The organism is Pseudomonas sp. Q12-87 (assembly GCF_001269755.1).
In the GTDB taxonomy this organism is placed as follows: Bacteria; Pseudomonadota; Gammaproteobacteria; order Pseudomonadales; family Pseudomonadaceae; genus Aquipseudomonas; species Aquipseudomonas fluorescens_S.
This window is the reverse complement of record NZ_LHVI01000004.1, coordinates 323,312-341,668: the sequence shown is the minus strand read 5'-3', so window position 1 is coordinate 341,668 and position 18,357 is coordinate 323,312. Positions and strand designations below refer to the sequence as shown.

Annotated in this window: 18 protein-coding genes and 1 pseudogene; 12 read left to right on the top strand and 7 right to left on the bottom strand. The window is 56.5% G+C overall.

Translation table 11 applies throughout. The annotated features are described in order from the left end of the window. The first annotated feature begins 77 nt into the window (after positions 1–77). Positions 78–707 (top strand): glutathione S-transferase, encoded by a 630-nt coding sequence (locus AD663_RS02625; RefSeq protein WP_003177626.1) that lies wholly within the window; start codon positions 78–80, stop codon positions 705–707. Between the two features lie 181 nt (positions 708–888). Here AD663_RS02625 and creD read toward each other — a convergent pair whose 3' ends face one another. The 3 genes from creD to creB form a co-directional block, all read right to left on the bottom strand. Next, positions 889–2,262, bottom strand: a complete 1,374-nt coding sequence (creD, locus tag AD663_RS02615; RefSeq protein WP_003177625.1) for a cell envelope integrity protein CreD — start codon at positions 2,260–2,262, stop codon at positions 889–891. Between the two features lie 92 nt (positions 2,263–2,354). Continuing rightward, positions 2,355–3,773: a two-component system sensor histidine kinase CreC gene (gene creC, locus AD663_RS02610; protein ID WP_003177624.1), complete on the bottom strand. Its 1,419-nt coding sequence runs from the start codon at positions 3,771–3,773 to the stop codon at positions 2,355–2,357. Continuing rightward, on the bottom strand, positions 3,773–4,453 hold the full coding sequence (creB, locus tag AD663_RS02605) for a two-component system response regulator CreB (protein ID WP_003177623.1): 681 nt from the start codon (positions 4,451–4,453) through the stop codon (positions 3,773–3,775). The genes creC and creB overlap by 1 nt, the downstream gene beginning before the upstream one ends. 179 nt (positions 4,454–4,632) lie before the next feature. Here creB and AD663_RS29230 point away from each other — a divergent pair, with 179 nt between their 5' ends. Continuing rightward, complete coding sequence (locus AD663_RS29230; protein WP_003177622.1) at positions 4,633–5,715, top strand: RHS repeat-associated core domain-containing protein; 1,083 nt, start codon at positions 4,633–4,635, stop codon at positions 5,713–5,715. Between the two features lie 164 nt (positions 5,716–5,879). On the opposite strand, the gene AD663_RS02600 is transcribed toward AD663_RS29230, so the two are convergent. Then, positions 5,880–6,386: an ATP-dependent zinc protease gene (locus tag AD663_RS02600; RefSeq protein ID WP_003177621.1), complete on the bottom strand. Its 507-nt coding sequence runs from the start codon at positions 6,384–6,386 to the stop codon at positions 5,880–5,882. 227 nt (positions 6,387–6,613) lie between these two features. On the opposite strand from AD663_RS02600, the gene AD663_RS02595 reads away from it, so the two are divergent. Then, positions 6,614–7,507 carry an acyltransferase gene (locus AD663_RS02595; RefSeq protein WP_053213225.1) on the top strand — a complete coding sequence of 298 codons (894 nt, stop codon included), beginning with the start codon at positions 6,614–6,616 and terminating at the stop codon, positions 7,505–7,507. A gap of 81 nt (positions 7,508–7,588) precedes the next feature. Next, positions 7,589–8,632, top strand: a complete 1,044-nt coding sequence (locus AD663_RS29225; protein ID WP_256217153.1) for an RHS repeat-associated core domain-containing protein — start codon at positions 7,589–7,591, stop codon at positions 8,630–8,632. 85 nt (positions 8,633–8,717) lie between these two features. Here the strand turns inward: AD663_RS29225 and AD663_RS02585 are convergent, their stop codons facing one another. Next, positions 8,718–9,296: a DUF2780 domain-containing protein gene (locus AD663_RS02585; protein ID WP_053213223.1), complete on the bottom strand. Its 579-nt coding sequence runs from the start codon at positions 9,294–9,296 to the stop codon at positions 8,718–8,720. Between the two features lie 245 nt (positions 9,297–9,541). On the opposite strand from AD663_RS02585, the gene AD663_RS02580 reads away from it, so the two are divergent. The 7 genes from AD663_RS02580 to AD663_RS02555 all read left to right on the top strand — a co-directional run bounded on the left by AD663_RS02580 (position 9,542) and on the right by AD663_RS02555 (position 15,517). After that, the gene (locus tag AD663_RS02580) at positions 9,542–10,018 is read left to right on the top strand and encodes a DUF3757 domain-containing protein (protein WP_256217152.1); all 477 of its coding nucleotides are present in this window, start codon (positions 9,542–9,544) and stop codon (positions 10,016–10,018) included. A gap of 481 nt (positions 10,019–10,499) precedes the next feature. Beyond that, positions 10,500–10,973 (top strand): DUF3757 domain-containing protein, encoded by a 474-nt coding sequence (locus tag AD663_RS02575; RefSeq protein ID WP_256217151.1) that lies wholly within the window; start codon positions 10,500–10,502, stop codon positions 10,971–10,973. A gap of 105 nt (positions 10,974–11,078) precedes the next feature. Further along, complete coding sequence (locus AD663_RS02570) at positions 11,079–11,654, top strand: hypothetical protein (RefSeq protein ID WP_053213220.1); 576 nt, start codon at positions 11,079–11,081, stop codon at positions 11,652–11,654. A gap of 909 nt (positions 11,655–12,563) precedes the next feature. Next, on the top strand, positions 12,564–12,836 hold the full coding sequence (locus AD663_RS02565) for a hypothetical protein (RefSeq protein WP_053213219.1): 273 nt from the start codon (positions 12,564–12,566) through the stop codon (positions 12,834–12,836). A gap of 179 nt (positions 12,837–13,015) precedes the next feature. After that, a complete protein-coding gene (locus AD663_RS02560) occupies positions 13,016–13,228 on the top strand; it encodes a cold-shock protein (RefSeq protein ID WP_003177612.1) in 213 nt (70 codons plus the stop codon). Between the two features lie 27 nt (positions 13,229–13,255). Further along, entirely contained in the window at positions 13,256–14,347 is a 1,092-nt protein-coding gene (locus AD663_RS28095; protein ID WP_003177611.1) for an RHS repeat-associated core domain-containing protein, read from the top strand. Positions 14,348–14,491: 144 nt separating this feature from the next. Beyond that, complete coding sequence (locus AD663_RS02555) at positions 14,492–15,517, top strand: RHS repeat-associated core domain-containing protein (RefSeq protein ID WP_053213218.1); 1,026 nt, start codon at positions 14,492–14,494, stop codon at positions 15,515–15,517. A gap of 121 nt (positions 15,518–15,638) precedes the next feature. Here the strand turns inward: AD663_RS02555 and AD663_RS28840 are convergent. Continuing rightward, positions 15,639–15,769 (bottom strand): annotated as a pseudogene (locus tag AD663_RS28840) (formaldehyde dehydrogenase, glutathione-independent); the annotation flags it as partial. A 121-nt stretch (positions 15,770–15,890) separates the two neighbouring features. Between AD663_RS28840 and AD663_RS28090 the strand changes: the two are divergent. Further along, a complete protein-coding gene (locus AD663_RS28090) occupies positions 15,891–16,901 on the top strand; it encodes an RHS repeat-associated core domain-containing protein (protein WP_083455087.1) in 1,011 nt (336 codons plus the stop codon). A gap of 103 nt (positions 16,902–17,004) precedes the next feature. On the opposite strand, the gene fdhA is transcribed toward AD663_RS28090, so the two are convergent. After that, entirely contained in the window at positions 17,005–18,204 is a 1,200-nt protein-coding gene (gene fdhA, locus AD663_RS02545) for a formaldehyde dehydrogenase, glutathione-independent (protein ID WP_003177608.1), read from the bottom strand. Positions 18,205–18,357: the final 153 nt, after the last annotated feature.

Sequence of the window (18,357 nt, the reverse complement as noted above, 5' to 3'; positions counted from 1 at the left end):
TTCGCCTCGGTCGCGCCTGCCTTGCGCATGGATGAACGCGCTATGCTGCGCAGCAAGCCCCTGACCGAGACGTTGCCATGTCCACCCCCAGCATGACGCTGTTCCACAACCCCGCTTCGCCCTTCGTTCGCAAAGTGCTGGTCCTGCTGCACGAAACCGGTCAGCAGGACCGCGTGGCGTTGCAGCTCAGCCTGCTCACGCCGGTCAAACCCGATCAGGTCCTCATCGACGACAACCCCCTGAGCAAAATCCCGGCCCTGCGCCTGGCTAACGGCAGTGTCATCCATGACAGCCGGGTGATTCTCGATTACCTCGACCACCAGCACGTCGGCAACCCGCTGATCCCTCGGGATGGCGCGGCTCGCTGGCGGCGCCTGACCCTGGCCTCCTTGGCCGACGGGGTCATGGATGCGGCGGTGATGATCCGCTACGAAACCGCGCTGCGCCCGGCGGAAAAACATTGGGACGAGTGGCTCGATGCGCAGCGGGACAAGATCCGCCGCGCCTTGGGCATGCTCGAAGCCGAGGCGATTGCCGAATTGGCGTGCCATTTCGATGTGGCGTCCATCAGCGTGGGCTGCGCCTTGGGCTACCTGGACTTGCGCCATCCCGATCTGGAATGGCGCAAGGCCAACCCGCAATTGGCGGCGTGGTTTGCCGAGGTGAGCTTGCGGCCTTCAATGCTTGAGACAGTGCCCCGGGTCTAGTTCTGCGCTGACTGCACCGGCCTCTTCGCGGGCAAGCCCGCTCCCACAGGTTCTGCGCAATATTTGTGGGAGCGGGCTTGCTCGCGAATGGGCCAATACAAATCCGAAGGAAACAAATCAACAATCAGCGCCACCAATATTGCCCCCTCCCGCTGATCCTCACGCAACCCCAGCGACCGGCTCATTTCACCTCTCCCAAGTCGAAGCTCATCGCTGCCGCCGGCTTCGCCCCGACCCCATACCAATCCAATTTACGGGTCAGCACCATGAACACGCCCAACAGGCCGAACAGCAACAGCGAGCCCATCAGCAGTGCGTAATCTTCAGCACTCAACAAGCCGTAGAGCAAGCCGTACAACCCCGCCAGCCCCGCCGAAAACCCCAACCCATGGCTCACGCTGCGCAGCACATGGCAAACATAAAACCCGATCAACACCACACAGGCACTCGCCGATACCAGATACGCCAGGGTGAAGCCGATGTGCTCCGAGAGTGACAACAGCAGCAGGTAAAAGAATGCCAGCGCCACGCCCACCAAGGCGTACTGGACCGGGTGCACCGCCAGGCTCTTGAGCACCTCGAAAAGGAAGAAACCGGCGAACGTCAGGGCGACGAACAACAGCGCATATTTGATCGCCCGGTCGGTCTTGAGGTATTGGTCCACCGGGTCGATGAAGCTCACACCGAAGGCACGGCTGCGGAACGCTTCACAGCCATCGCTCGGCTCACAGGCTTGCAGTGTTTCCAAGAGGTTGGTGGAGAAAAACGACGTCTGCCAGTCGGCACTGAAGCCCTGCTCATTGATGTCGCGTTTGATGGGCAGGAAGTTGCCGATAAAACTAGGGTGCGGCCAGTCGGCGGCCAGATGCACCTTGGTGGATTTACCCACCGGCAGAATCTGCAGCTCGCCAGTGCCTTGCAGGCGCAGGTCGAAACCGAAGGTCAGCTCGGGGCTGCCCTGGGCAGTGACCATCGGCAGCGGTACGTGCACGCCCTGCCCCAGCCAGCCGAGCCGCGAGCCAGGCAGGAAGTCGACGGTCTGCTGGTTGAGCGTCAGGGTCAGCGCGTTCTCGATGCCGCGGATGTCGCTGATGCCGACGCTCAGGTACGGTTCATCGAAGCGGTAATCGGCAAAGTCCTTGGTGGCGACACCGTAGTGTTCAGGCACCTTGAAGCGGCCATCGATCCGGCTGTCGGCATGGAACAGCCGCGCTTCGTAGATGCCCCGGGCACGAGTTTCAGTGCGGACCTGGCCGTCGAGCTCGAATTCTTCCGGTAAAAAATACAATTCGCCACTTTGCTCAACGGTTTCCAGGAACCGTACCCCGGTTTTCTCGTTGGTATTCCAGACCTTCACGTTCTTGCGAAACGGCACCACGATCATCGGCCCGATCAGTTGCTGGCTGTGGCTGGAACTGCGGGCGATGTCCTGCAACACACCGTCGCGCAGCTCCTGGCGCTCGTCGATGAGGCCGTTGATCATCAACAGCGGAATCATCAGCAGGAGGATCAATAGGGCAATCATGCCCAGTTTTAATGCGAGGCTGCGGTTCATGTGGGGCTCTCCCTGTTCGAATGAGAGAGAGTCTGGGGTGGCTGTATGGGATGTTTATGGGAGAAGTGTGGAGATTGTGTGGAGAAGCGGTTTCAGGGCAACCGCAACACCACTTCCACGCCACCCTCGACATTGCCGATGCCGAACTCGCCGCCATGCAACTGCACCACTTCTTCCACGAAGTTAAGCCCCAAACCGGTGCTCTTGCGGCCGCTGCCCGGGCGCGGCAGGGAGTAGAAGCGTTCGCTCAGGCGCGGCAGGGCGTAGTCGGGAATCGGCTCGGCCTGATTGAACAGGCGAACCTCGACGCGGTTCCCGCTGCGCTCGGCACTGATGCGCAGCAGCCCGTTCTCGGGGGTGAAGTCCAGGGCGTTTTCCAGCAGGTTGCCCAAGGCCTGGCGCAACAGGAACGGCTCGCCCATCAACGTAAGGTCAGCGGCGAGGTGCCGTTCGACCCGCAACTGTCGATGCTCGATCCAGCCACCGCGAGTCTCCAGCAGTTCGTCCCACAGCGCCGCCAGCGGCACGGCGACCACTTCCTCCAACCCTTGCCGCTGTTCGACCTGGGCCAGGTTGAGCAGCCGCTCGATCAACTGTTGCATGCGCACGCTTTCGCTGTCGATGTTGCTGACGAAGCGCTGGTGCTGGGCGGCTGGCATGTCGCTTTGCAGCAGTTCGGCGGCACCGCGAATCGCCGCCAGCGGACTCTTGAGTTCGTGGGTCAAGGTATGCACGTAGCGCTCGACGTAAGCCTTGCCTTCGAGTTGGGTGCGCATGTGTTCCACCGCGCCCGCCAATTGTTCGAATTCGCCGCCGCGATAATGCGGCACTTCTACCCGCCGGCCTTGGCTGACTGCCTGTGCGTAGGCGGTCAAACGGCGCAACGCCGCACTGAGCCACCAAGACAGCGCGCCCCCGAGCAACAAGCCCAAGGCAACCAGCACCGCGCCATACACCAAGAGACGGCGCTCCGTGCGGTCGACATACGGCTGCAACGAACTGTTGGGCTTGGCGACGGTGACCACGCCGATGATCCGGCCATTGTCGCGGATCGGTGCGCCAACGTGCATCACCGAGGAAGCCGGATCGTCCGGATCGCTGCGACTTGAACGGGCGCCGTAATGGCCTCGCAAGGTTAGATAAACGTCATTCCAGCGCGAATAATCCTGGCCCACCGCCACGCCACTGGAATCGAGCACCACGATACCGTTGGCGTCCGTCACGTAGATGCGATGGCTGACCTGGTTTTTCGGCAAGCCCCAGATGGTCGCCGCCGGCTGACGCTCGCCGTAGGCATGGAGCAATTGCGGCCAGCGATTCTGGCTGAGCGTGCCGGCCTTGAAATCGTCCCGCAAGATCTCGGCCATCAGGTTGGCCGTGTCCACCAGGGTTTCCTCGGTGGACTGGCGCACGCCGGGACGGATTTCCTCCATGACTGTGTTGAGCACGAAATACCCGGTCAAACCAATGAACAGCACATACACCAGGAAAATCCGAATCCCCAGCGACATCAGCTGTGCCCCGGGCTGTAGCTATAGCCCAGGCCTCGATGCGTCTGGATCGGCTCCGCCTCGGCCCGGACCAGGCGCAGCTTGGCGCGCACGCTCTTGATGTGGCTATCGATGCTGCGCTCATAGCCGGCATCACTGGCCACGCCCAGGGCGTCGAGCAGTTGTTCGCGGCTGAAGACCCGTTCCGGTTGCTCCAGCAGGCAGGTGAGCAGGCGGAACTCGTGGCGGGTGAGGTTCAGTGGCTTGCCGCGATAGTTGATCTGCACCCGGTCGCTGTCCACCTGGAACAACGCCGTACCCAAGTCCGCCGCCGGACGCGGCGCCACGCGCTTGAGGATCGCACGGACCCTGGCCGCCACCTCGCGGGGGCTGAAGGGCTTGACCACATAATCGTCGGCACCGATCTCCAGGCCAACGATCCGGTCGATCTCGCCATCCCGAGCTGTAAGAAAGATGACCGGAACGTCGCTGAAACGTCTGAGATTTTTACAAGTTTCGAATCCGCTGATATCCGGCAGGCCCACATCGAGGATGATCAGGTCGGCCGGGGTGTTTTTCTGGTGATCGAGGGCAGCGGCGCCAAGGCTCAGCCACGTGGTGTCGAACCCCTCCCCTTGCAGGGCAAACACCAGCGTATCGGCGATGGCGGCTTCGTCTTCGACAATCAGGATATGAGGCATGGCTTGCGAGCCCGGCAATAAAGTTGCCGGAACGGTGCCGCAAGGCTTGGGGCACGTCAATGGTAGTTGAGTTTGTCGGTGGATGGTCGTTGTGCCTAACAGTTCTGATAGTGGCCAACCGCTGAAAAGCGGCTGATGCTAAGGCCAGTTATTTTCGGACTTCGGATGGAGCTCAGTCGATGCCTGCCTCCCCTCGTGAAACCGTATTGTGCCGCTACCGCTACGACCCGCTCGATCGCCTGGCCGATTGTGCACCGTCCACCGAGGCCAGCATTCAGCGCTTTTACTGCAAGAGCCGATTGGCTACTGAGATACAGGGCGCGGTGCAACACAGCGTCTTCCAACACGACGAACAGCTGTTGGCGCAACTACGACGCGAAGATGCAAAGATCGAAACCACCCTACTCGCAACCGATCAACAGCGCTCGGTATTGAACGCCCTCGATGCAAGCCGGTTTCATCCCCTTGCCTATACCCCTTACGGTCACCGCCCGGCGGAAAATGGTTTGCTCAGTTTGCTTGGGTTCAATGGTGAACCGCCCGATCCGGTGACAGGGCATTATTTATTGGGTAACGGGTATAGGGCTTTCAATCCGGTGTTGATGCGGTTTAACAGTCCGGACAGTTTGAGCCCGTTTGGGGAGGGGGGATTGAATACGTATGGCTATGGTATAGGGGACCCTATTAATCGGAGCGATCCGACAGGGCACATCCCACCCTTTCACAAACCGCCTACACTCGGGGCAGCTACCTCAACACTTACCAAAGCGCGGGGTGGACGAGTCACCAAACGTATTCCAAATCCAAAGCCAGTTATAACGGGAGGAACCTATGCAGAAAAACGAGCCATAGTGAAAATCGCAGAAGCCAATGAGAAAAAATTAGGGAGGCACGATTTCTTTACCCCTAACAAACTTCCAACCGACAACCCAACACTACTTTGGCATCTATATCAGGCCCTTCAAACAGCACAAGGCTTTAATAAAAATCCAAGTATATATAAAAAGTTAACTGGCCTACGACCTGACGGGACCGAAATACTTAGCACTCTACCTTTTGATACAAGGATCAACCTTGCGGAAAGCTTAAGTTACACAGCAAACGTTAGAATGGTAAACAATTTCCTTCGCGAGAACGGGTTACTCAAACAGCAAAGTCGACTCACGGGAAGGGGGTTATCGACGCAAAAATCGCTCGTTTCAACTATATACACAACTCTATCGGACTCGATTTTACACGCAACCTTACCGAACTCGACTTAATATACTACTTTACCGGACTCGACTTAAGGCAAAAGACCAGCTAACCTCGAACGCATTAAAACATCACGAACTTATACACAACACTATAAAAACTTCACGTTGCCCAGGCTCCGAAAAATCACCTATCTTTTCGGAGCCTTGATCGGCATTTCTGAACCAGACTATCAGCAGTCCGGCTTATCCGCCGTAAACCGTCGCGCCGGGTTCACCGCCGCGCCGAACTCACGCAACGCCTTGGCGCCGATCAGCAGCGGGTAATTGAAGCTGCTGCGGTCGGTCAGGTTGACCTCCACGGTGCGCTTGACGTTACCCAGGCACAGCTCCAGATCAACCACGGGGCGCTTGGTCGGCGCGATTTTTTCGTCGTCCTCTTCATCTTCTTCGGAACGGGTCTTGATCTTGCTGATGCGCGCGATCTTGTGTTCGTAGACCTTATTGCTCGCATCCTTGGTCGCCAGGCGGAACCGTACCCAGTCGTCACCGTCGCGGGTAAATGTTTCGATGTCCTTGGCCGACAGCGAGGCGGTCAGGGCGCCGGTGTCCATCTTGGCCTTGAGCACTTCGCCACCGATTTCCGGCAGCGCGATGTATTCGTAGCGCCCGTACAGGGTCGGCTCGGCGGCCAGCGCTGGAAGGGCCACCAAGGAAAGCAGGGCGAGAATGGATTTCATGCAATGGGGCTTCCTGTGTGGGGTGGGATTTTAGACCGTGGGCGGTGAATTCGTTCGGTTGATCTCAATAGCCATGGCTAAAAGAAAACCCAACCAAGCACTGCCCTTGTGACCACAAAAGCAAACCCAGCATACCGGCCAAAAGGTGAAACATTCGTCCACACCAATTTGGCCTGTCGCCCGAAGCTGCTTATCATGGCGCGCCCACCCGTTTGCAAGAGTCATCTATGCGCCGCCCGCTCACCGGCTGTTTCGTCACGTTGTTGCTGTTGCTCAACACCCTGGTGTTGTTCGGGCCGCTGATGGTGTTCGCCCTGCTCAAACTGGTCCTGCCCGGACGCTTTCGCGACTACGCCTCGTGGGCGGTGATGTGGATCGCCGAGACCTGGGCCGAGATCGACAAACTGATCTTCGCCCTGTGCATCCCCACCCGCTGGGACATTCGCGGCGGCGCCGACCTGCGTCGTGATACGTCTTATCTGGTGGTCAGCAATCATCAGTCCTGGGTGGACATTCCCGCCCTGGTCCAGACCCTCAACCGACGCACGCCGTTCTTCAAGTTTTTCCTCAAGAAAGAGCTGATCTGGGTGCCGTTCCTCGGCCTGGCCTGGTGGGCGCTGGATTACCCCTTCATGAAGCGCTACACCAAGGCCTTCCTGGCCAAGAATCCGGAGCTGGCCGGCAAAGACCTGGAAATCACCAAGGCCGCTTGCGAGCTGTTCAAGCGCCAACCGGTCACCGTGGTGAACTACCTCGAAGGCACGCGCTTTACCGCCGCCAAAAGCCAACAGCAGCAGTCACCCTTCATCCACTTGCTCAAGCCCAAGGCCGGCGGCGTGGCGTTCGTGCTGGCGGCGATGGGTGAACAACTGGACGCGGTACTGGACGTTACGGTGGTGTACCCACAAGAGCGGATTCCCGGGTTCTGGGATTTGATCAGCGGCGCGGTGCCCCGGGTCATCGTCGACATCCAGACCCGCGAGCTGGACCCGGCGCTGTGGCAAGGGGATTACGAGAACGATCCGGTGTTTCGCCAGTATGTGCAGGATTGGGTTAATCGGTTGTGGGCTGAGAAGGATCGGCGCATTGCGGTGTTGAGCAGTGAAACAATGAGTTCCTAACAGTTCTGATAGTAGGCAGCAGCGGCGAAAACTCCGATGCTGGAGGTCCGTTTTTTTGGACCCTTGCACGGAGCCCGGCGCATGCCTACCGCCCCTCGCGAAACTGTATTGTGCCGCTATCGCTACGATCCACTCGATCGCCTGACCGATTGTGCGCCCGGCGCCGAGGCCCGCACCCAGCGTTTTTATTGCAAGAGCCGATTGGCGACCGAAATACAGGGTGCGGTGCAGCACAGCGTCTTCCAGCACGACGACCAACTGCTGGCGCAACTACGGCGCGAGGATGCCAGGGTCGAACCCACGCTGCTGGCGACCGATCAACAGCGCTCGGTATTGAACGCCCTTGATGCAACCCGTCCTCATCCCCTCACTTATACGCCTTACGGTCATCGCCCGGCGGAAAACGGCTTGCTCAGTTTGCTTGGGTTTAATGGCGAGCGGCCGGATCCGGTGACGAGGCATTATTTGTTGGGGAATGGGTATCGGGCGTTCAATCCGGTGTTGATGCGGTTTAATAGCCCGGACAGTTTGAGTCCGTTTGGGGAGGGTGGATTGAATGCGTATGCGTATTGCGCAGGGGACCCGAGGAATTGGATAGATCCATCAGGGCATTTTTGGGGGATTGGGAAACGTTTCAGAAGTCTATTAAATATCACACCGACTGTTCCTAGAAGCAAAACCCCAATAAAAACTCCTACTCGTACTCAGCATGTGAAAACCTCAGGTTCGGATCCACTATATTCGGCCCTTGATGAAGCTCAATTCAACACTACGACAAATAGAAAATTAACGATACCTGCGGATGAAAGGCCCTTCGAATTAATTAAAATATCCGACGACTTGGAGCTTCTTCGTCAACAACGAATGGACGTATTATTATCTCCGAATGATTTTCGCGCTCCGCAGCAAGCTGCGTGGGAAAGAAAAGCTCGGCGAGTCGCTAATTCATCAATAACAAAATCGTTAAGAAAGGAGTATTCCAACGTCATGCGTAGGTTCCACAACAGCGTCCAACCCGCCCCTATCTCCCAGCCCCGCAAGCCACAGGTACACAAGCCCCAAGTTCGCTTCTCAGGATTCGATGAAATAAAGGAGTTTACGAACGATGTGAGACAACCTGCGTAAAAATGGCGAAAATATCATTCGCAACTATTAAGACGAAGCCGGAAGTTTTTGACGTTAGTAGGGGGCTCCAATAGTCACTCAATGATCAGACACCAGCACCAGCGCCCCAGATACCGCCCAGGTTTTGTAGCAACGAACTGCCCACACCCTGCTGTCCGAGATATTGAAGAATCACCGGAGCAAACTGCCCGATCATGCCGCTGTCCATGCCCAGCGCGTTGAAGGCGTTGTTCAAATCATTGGAGTCCTTGACGTTACCGAGCAACCCGTCGAGTAACGCGTTTTTGTCCGACGCGCCACCGAGCAAACCGCCCAGGCCATTGAGCCCACCGATGGCGCTGTTACCGGCGATCTGATCAAGGCCCGGCACGCTTTTGCTCAACTCGGAAAACTGCGGTTCACTGAGTCGATTCTTCGCCAGCCCCAACATCGCACCGGCACCGCCGATGGCCTGTTCCGGCGTGATCTTGAGTTCCGAGCCCAGGGTGTTGAGCAACCCGGCGGCTTTCGGTGCGGCAGCCACGGCGCCCTCCCCCTGTCCAGCCTGATTGCCTTGCATTGCCGACACCACATTGGCCGCATCGCTGAGGCTGAACTGCGCGAAGACCGGGCTGGCTGCCAGCGTCAACAAGCAAGACAGGGCAAAACCACGAGAAGCTTTCATCGAGACGCTCCTATTGAGCACAAAAACCCCGCCCATCGAGGGCGGCGTAAAATCGTCGGTTGGACTGAGAGGCGATGGGAATGTTCCCAGCGAGTCCGCTTGCTTGCGAACGTTATTTCGGAAAAATCCTTCAAGTTTGTCGGAAACGACTGATTCAATCAAAAGCAGCCGATGCGTTATCGCCAAAAGTTACCAAATATCCCCTCACAGTTCTAAATTGACATAAATAACTGTCAGCATTGACAGTGGCCCGCCCGGACAAGGCTGCGACCATCTTTGAACTGAACCATGGAGCCTGGCAATTGCGAAAAGCGCTGGCTGGAGGTGCGGTACTGCTCATGCTGATCATCCGCCATGTCAATGCAGGTGAAATAACATGTCCGACCGTCACCGATATATACAGAAACATTGAAGCAATGGAAGACATTTTCCTAGTCGACACACCGGAGGACCGCGAATGGAAAAGCGAAAGTCTGGTGGATGTGGTAGACCCACTGAAGCTGCAATTTGACGGTGCCGAATATGTAATTCACGAAGCTGACAGCGATAGACGCGAGCCCACGGCAACTGTTACTTGTCGATACGGTGATATAAACCTGAAGTCGGAGTACCCGCGGATCTTGCAACCGGGCTTTTCAAGGTGGACGGAAAATCGTTGCGAAAGCCCGAACACCAAGATGTGCATGCTGATGAGTGCTGACTATTTCAACGTGAGTTTTTGATCGTCAACCCGCTCCGAAGTACCGTTCCAACCCACCTTTGAGACACCCTGCCATTGCGCACAGGTATCGTCCAGTGCGGCTCCTTCCTGGCGAACGGGTCGAGGCCGCAACTGCACATCGATAACCCGTGGCGAGGGAGCTTGCTCCCGCTCGAGTGCGAAGCGCTCGCCGCTGATGCCTGAAAAGCTAGGGCTGCTGCGCAGCCCGGCGGGAGCAAGCTCCCTCGCCACAGTGGACGCGGTGTTCGTGGCTGAATGCTCACGACCAAAGATCCCACGACTACTTGGGAAATCCCCCGCAACCACGAATTTTGCACCATTCTACAGACGAAACCTATAGTTCGTCTCGGTCCTCCCGTGGGTGGCTGGAACCTTTCAATCCTTCAGTCATTTCCGCTTTTCATGAAGTTTTGAGTTTTTTATCGCCAAACTTTGAAAACTACTACTAGCTAATTCCAAATCAACATAAACGACTGTCAGCCTTGACAGTAGCCCTCACCACGCTGAGCCGCAAACATGTCGCCGACACGAAAAGTGGAGGCTGGCAAATGCGAAACATACTGACTGTCGGCGGCGCCGGAATGCTCTTGTTGATCATCGGCCATGTCCACGCCGGCGAAATAACCTGTCCTGCCGTCACGCAAATCCATACGGACACTGGATCGATAGAAGTTCAGGATGATCACGAATGGGAAAGCCACAGCGTCATGGAAGTGGCCAACACTGCCTTGTTGCAATTCAACGGTGCCGAATTCGCTATCCATGAACCTGATGCAGATGACCATGCCCCGACGAGGGCAACCATTACTTGCAAGTACGGCGCGATAAACCTGACGCTGGAATACCTCCAAATCCAAGAGCCGACCCTATTGCCGTGGGCGGACAATCGCTGCGAAAGCCCGGACATCAAAACCTGCAGGTTGATCAGTTCCGACGACTTTCGCGTCAGTTTTTGACGGTTGATCACAGCAGATTAATTGCCCCAGCGCTGCGCCTCTAAACGCCCTGCCATTGACTGCGCGGTTACCGTACAGTGCCGCATCCTCCAGCAGAGTTTGCCTATGAATGTAAAAATTGGCGGAGCGACCCTCGCGGTCATCCTGGCGGGCATGCTTATTGTCTTTGGCGTTACCGAATGCCAGCGGGGCCCGCTGAATCCGGAGCTTGGCGATGACGTCAGCGAAGCGCAGAAGACCTGGCTGACCATCGAGCATCGCATCAAACGCTCCGACCCAGCCCTGACCGAAGTGAGCCGCGATCAGCAGGCGTTGACCGTGCTCTACCGTACAGGCGCTTGCGCGGATGAGTGCGAGCCCTGGGTCCCGCACATGCTGCGTGTCGTCGGCCACGGCCTGGCGGCGCTCAATGGCGCGCCAGGGGGCAAGCAATACACGCAAGTAACGGTCAAGGCACGACTGCTGGCCGACGATGATGTGGAACTGGTCTACGACATGCCAGGCTTTGACGCCATCAAGACCCAACAGGGTGGCTACGAAACCTTTGCTGGCATGCCCCGTAGCCTGAAATTCAGCGGCGACGCCCTGGCCCAGGCACAAGCCTATTGCCAAGGCCCAAGCGCCAAAGGTTTCTACCCTGAATTCTGCGAACGGGTCGAGGCCGCAACTGCCCATCAATAACCCGTGGCGAGGGAGCTTGCTCCCGCCCGAGTGCGAAGCGCTCGCCGCCGGTATCTGAAAAGCAGGGGGTTGCTGTCCCTTTGTGGCGAGGGGATTTATCCCCGCTGGGCTGCGCAGCAGTCCTAAAGCAGCGAACTCAATCCTGCTGACACACCGAGTTGCCTGGTTTGGGGGCTGCTGCGCAGCCCAACGGGAGCAAGCTCCCTCGCCACAATGGGAACGGTGTTCCTGCCTGAATACTCGCGACCAAAAATCCAACAACTACGCAAGACTATTGCCAAGGCCCCAGCGCCCGGGGTTTCTACCCTGAATTCTGCGACCGGGTCGAGGCCGCGACTGCTCATCAATAACCCGTGGCGAGGGAGCTTGCTCCCGCTCGAGTGCGAAGCGCTCGCCGTGGGTATCTGAGAAGCAGGGGCTGCTCTCCCTTTGTGGCGAGGGGATTTATCCCCGCTGGGCTGCGCAGCAACCCTAAAGCAGCGAACTCAATCCTCCTGACACACCGAGTTGTCTGGTTTGGGGCCGCTTCGCATCCCAGCGGGGATAAATCCCCTCGCCACAATGGGAGCGGTGTTCCTGCTTGAATACTCACGACTAAAAATCCCACAAATACTTGGGAAATCCCCCGCAACAGCGAGCCTTGCTCAGCCCAGTAGGCGATGCCTATAGTTCTTCCCGTCGTCCACATGGCGACTCGGGTTTGGCGACTCGATACACTATGGTCAGAAGCCCTGCTTTTTGGCACGGGTTTTTGCACTCGCAGAATTGCTCAATGGCAGTTGTACGCGGGAGGCCTTCGGGTCTGCCGGCTTCCATGGTGTCCGGTTCGCCAACCTGCGTACAGCTGCCACCCATTCGTTTGGCGACGAGTGAGTGGCGGCATCATCGAACCCCATGGAGATCTACCCAATGAACCGATACATCCCCATCACCGGCGTCGACTGCACCCCCGCCACCCTGCTCATCGACACCCAAGCCCCCCTCGACGTCCTCTACGAAACCGCCGCCTACCGCATCCGCGCCGTCACCCAACTACTGGAAAACATCGCCTTCCGCGAGGAGATCAGTTCCGACGCCGTCGTCCTCCACGACTTCGCCCTGCTCCTGGCGATTCCCTTGCGCGATGGCTGCGATGTACTGGACGTGATCGGCCGCCGCTTACAGGCGCAGGCCATGGCATGACCGCCTCATGACAGTCATCTGAATATCACCTGCAATCGGTTATTCCCTCTCGGTATTGCCTACTGTCAACTCTGACAGTAGGCAACGATTCACCCCGACCCTAAGCTCCCGTTGTGTTAACGAAAACAAGGCCATGGGCAACCACGCCTTTATCCATTCGGGCAAGCAGGACAATAAAAATGAAAGACCGAATCAAGGGAACCGTTAAATGGTTTAACGATGCAAAGGGCTATGGCTTCATTTCTTGCCGCAAGGGTGGCGAGGAACTGTTCGTTCACTACTCTGCGATATCCGGCGAAGGTTATAAAACCTTGAAGGAGAGACAGACCGTCTCCTTTGAAATCGAGCAGGGAAGCAAGGGAATGCAGGCCACGAGAGTTACGCCGGAATAAAAACCGGTCCATCCCGGGAGCCAACCCATGTCTGTTAACCGTGAAACACCGCTCTGTCGGTACCATTACGACCCATTGGATCGTCTGGCCAACTGCTCACCATCGACCCAGGCCAGTACCCAGCGCTTTTATCTGCAAAAGCGCCTGACCTGCGAGCTACAAGGTTCTATAGGGCGCTCGATTTTCCAGCAGGCCGATCAACTCCTAGCGCAACAACAGCGCCAGAACGGCGCCGTCGAAACCACTTTGCTTACCACCGATCAACAACGCTCGGTATTGCACGCGCTCAATGCAACGCAGCCTTGTGCCCTTGTCTATACGCCTTACGGCCACCGCCCGCCGGAAAACGATTTGCTTAGCTTGCTCGGCTTCAATGGCGAACGGCCGGACCTGGTGACGGGTCACTATTTGCTGGGTAATGGTTATCGGGCATTCAACCCGATGTTGATGCGGTTCAACAGCCCAGACAGTTTCAGTCCGTTTGGGGCAGGTGGGTTGAACGCCTACGTCTATTGTATAGGCGACCCTGTTAACAGCACTGACCCTTCGGGGCACTACATTAGCTTTTCCAGTCTTTGGAAAGCCTTTTTAAACTTCTTAAGACCTCGGACGCCAAATTCCCCGTCACCCGCGACTTCGTTTCAAGCCACGACTGTAAACGCAGCAAACAGTGCTTCCCGGATCGTAAATTCGGGTTCGATGGCTTCAGCTTCGTCCAAACCATTGCGCGGGCCTATTCCCACCCCAGCCCCCCAAAAAATGCCACATCGCCCGGCTTCCAAGACTCAATCAGTGCTGGGGCTCCTAGCAGTTCTATGCCAGAGCAGAGACTTCCAAAAATTGGACCGTTACCACCATTGCCTGCCAATGCACGACTGCACACTTATTGGTCGTTCCCTCGGGCTACAGAACGGCCTACAAATATTTATCACTCACCCAGCGTTATGGCCCCTAAAGCACCTCCTACAACGCGTCAAGATTTGTATATACCTATTCCGACTGAGCGCTTCTCACCCATGGAAACAATATTTGAGTCACCAAAAGACCTTCGGCTTCGGCAACAAAAGGCCCGGAAAATTATTGAAAGAGGAAAAAGAATTCGATACGACTGGTAAATAAAGCAGCGTCAATTTAAATCCCTGAGTAAGTTAACGTGAGTGACGTTTTTCCCCCTCGGCCCTAACAGAGTTACTAGTCGACGACTTTAACCAATTGTGCCACAGTAACTTTTGAAATACGCGTACCCTCCAGGGAGTACTGCCGATGCCATTCGAACGCGAAAACGTACTCTGTCGATACCGCTACGACCCGTTGGATCGCTTGGCCGATTGCACGCCAACAGCCCAAGTCAGCTCCCAACGTTTCTACCTCAAGGATCGTCTAGCCACAGAAGTTCGGGGGACGGCGCAGTGCTCCATTTTTCAACTGGAGGACCAACTCATGGCGCAGCAACAACGCCAGGAAGACACTGTCCAAACCACTTTTCTCGCCACCGATCACCACCGGTCGGTATTACAGACGCTCGCCGCAACGCAGCTTCACCCTATCGCTTATGCGCCTTATGGTCACCGAGCCCTGGAAAACGGTCTACTCAGCCTGCTCGGCTTCAACGGCGAACGATCGGACCCGGTGACGGGGCATTATTTATTGGGCAATGGTTATCGAGCGTTCAATCCGATGTTGATGCGGTTCAACAGCCCAGACAGTTTGAGTCCATTTGGAAAGGGTGGATTGAATGCGTATGGATACTGCGTTGGGGACCCTGTGAATCGAAGCGATCCGACGGGACATTTACCTAACTTTTTAAAGCCTGTACTAAGACACCTAAAAATCATAAAAAGACCGAATCCGGCTACGATCATAGACGTTCATGGCATAACACTTCCTGCAACGAACGACATAAAAAATATAGATATATTCATATCCCCTACAGAGGAATTTTTAATATTACCTATAGGCCCTGAACATGAAGTTCCACGCATTTCCCGATTCGAATTCAAACTATGGAAAGACAGCAACAAAATAATCAAACAAGAAAGATTCTTAGCCCATCAACTAAAAAACTCCGCCAACCTCACATCCGAAATAGAAGACCTTCACGAAATCATTCAAAAAACACTAGAATCTAGAACGACTCACAAAGCTAATCTGCACAGGTATGAAGCGGGAATCAAGCAGATGACTGACGAGGTCTTCCAACCAACATCGTTCTTTTTTACCTATCCTGGTGGCCCTCCAACTTACGAGTGGACAGAGCAGCACTCACGACAAATACGCAATCAAACTTAAATCTTATCTTACCAAGCAAAATAGAATCGAAATTTATTAGTTGCTACGCTTCCACTGGAGAAAGCCCCGAAAAAAGGGCGACATCACTGTTGTCCTTTTCTTCCGTCTTGCCCTTTGCCGCTTACGTCGCGCAAAAAAACTTGTGCGGTTCAATCAAAAATTTCTTCGGTGCGTCATCCAGTCTGATCACCTGTACACGATTTCAGCAATGTTGATACGGTCCCACATGATCGCCTGCACCAGTTGGCGGTTTCATTTCATGAGTGAGGGCTGGCTGCTGCTGGCAGCTAAACCTAACACTTCTGCTAGCTAGACAGCCGACCTTCTACCTGAACATGATGTTGCTATCTGTATTTTCCATAGAGCAAAGCCCATGTCCTCCGCAGATGAAACCGTGCTCTGCCGTTACCACTACGACCCACTGGATCGCTTGACCGACTGCACACCACCGACCCAGGCCCGCGCCCAGCGCTTCTACCTGAAGGAGCGCCTGACCAGCGAAATCCAGGGCTCGGTAGAGCGGTCGATTTTCCAACAGGACGAACAACTCCTGGCGCAACAACAGCGCCAGGATGGCGCCGTCGGAACCACTTTGCTCGCCACCGATCAACAACGCTCGGTGCTACACGCGCTCGATGCCACGCAGCCTCATCCCCTCGCCTATACCCCGTACGGCCACCGCCCTGCGGAGAACGGCTTACTAAGCCTGCTCGGCTTCAATGGCGAACGGCCGGACCCGGTGACGGGGCATTATTTGTTGGGCAATGGTTATCGGGTGTTCAATCCGGGGTTGATGCGATTTAACAGTCCGGACAGTTTGAGTCCGTTTGGTAAGGGTGGGCTGAATGCATATACCTATTGCGACGGGGATCCGCTTAATAGGCGGGATCCAACAGGACACTTCTTTTTTCCTAAAGGGTTTAACCCTCTCAAAGGGCTCAGAAACTTGTTGGGCCCAAAAAAATCCCCCCATAAAGCTGAAGCCCCCTCGCCGACCAAACAATATGCTGTGGGTTACCATGGCACTACGGATAGCAGCGCACGAAATTTGCTCAACCGCGGAGTTCTGGATGGATATGCAGGGGCCAACAGCAAACCGGAAGACTTGGTACTGGGTGAAGGATTCTACATAGCCACAGATCCCGGAGTTGCAGAGGAATACGCTCGTTCATTGCTCTCAAAAAGCGAACGAACAGTCGTACTAAAAGTATACGTAACCGATATGCCTTCAAAAGCACTCGACATTGACTATTACCGAGGCGAGGGGATGAGCGAGGGGATAAAGTCTTTGCGCCCTCATATCTATGAGGATATTTCATTTAAATACCATGGTTCTTTCAGGCGCAACCCTATGACTGTTCAAGTCAATCAGGTCCGCCAATGAATAGGCTTCGGACCTGGTGCATGCATGCGGCGAGCAATGAAAATAACGACTAACAAAGAAGGGCGACATAACTGTCGCCCTTTTTTCCGTCTTGCTTCCAACCTTACGCCGCACTAAACAACTTATGCGGATCAATCACAAACTTCTTCGGCACGCCCGCATCGAACTCGCCATACCCCTTCGGCGCATCATCCAGGCTGATCACCTGTACACCGACGATTTCGGCAATGTTGATGCGGTCCCACATGATCGCCTGCATCAGCTGGCGGTTGTACTTCATCACTGGGGTCTGGCCGGTGTGGAAGCTGTGGGATTTGGCCCAGCCGAGGCCGAAGCGGATGCTCAGGCTGCCCATTTTGGCTGCGGCATCGACGGCGCCCGGGTCTTCGGTGACGTAGAGGCCAGGGATGCCGATCTTGCCGGCGACACGGACCACGCCCATCAACGAGTTGAGCACGGTGGCCGGGGCCTCGTGCTTGACGCCGTCATGACCGTGACCACGGGCTTCGAAGCCGACGCAGTCGACGGCGCAATCCACTTCCGGCTCGCCCAGCAGTGCGGCGATTTGCTCGTGCAGCGGGGTGTCGGTGGACAGGTCGACGATTTCGAAACCCTGGGCCTTGGCATGGGCCAGGCGGATCGAGTTGACGTCGCCGATGATGACCACTGCCGCGCCCAGCAGGCGTGCGGAAGCGGCAGCCGCCAGGCCAACCGGGCCGGCACCGGCGATGTACACGGTGCTGCCAGGGCCAACACCTGCTGTCACGGCGCCGTGGTAGCCGGTCGGCAGGATGTCGGACAGGCAGGTCAGGTCACGGATTTTCTCCATGGCCTTGTCGCGGTCCGGCAGCTTCAAGAGGTTGAAGTCGGCGTACGGCACCAGCACGTATTCGGCCTGGCCGCCGGTCCAGTCGCCCATGTCCACGTAACCGTAGGCACCGCCGGCACGGGCCGGGTTGACGGTCAGGCAGACGCCGGTGTGTTGCTCTTTGCAGGAACGGCAGCGCCCACACGCCACGTTGAACGGCACCGACACCAGATCACCGATTTTCAGGTTCTCGACATCGCTGCCCTTTTCGATCACTTCACCGGTGATTTCGTGACCCAGGACCAGACCGGTCTGAGCGGTGGTACGGCCACGCACCATGTGTTGGTCGGAGCCGCAGATGTTGGTGGAGACCACGCGCAGGATGACGCCGTGCTCGATCTTCCTGCCGCGCGGGTCCTGCATTTTTGGATAGTCGATTTTCTGTACTTCGACCTTGCCGTTGCCCAGATACACGACACCACGATTGCCAGACATGCTTTCACCTCGCTGTTGTTTTTATGGAACCGCGTTGCCCAGACAGGCAGCGCGTTGAGTGCTCGGGTTGGTGCTTGTGTCTTGTTACTTTGTCGTCTGTAAGGGCCTCTTCGCGAGCAAGCCCGCTCCCACATTGGATTTTGGTTGAACCGC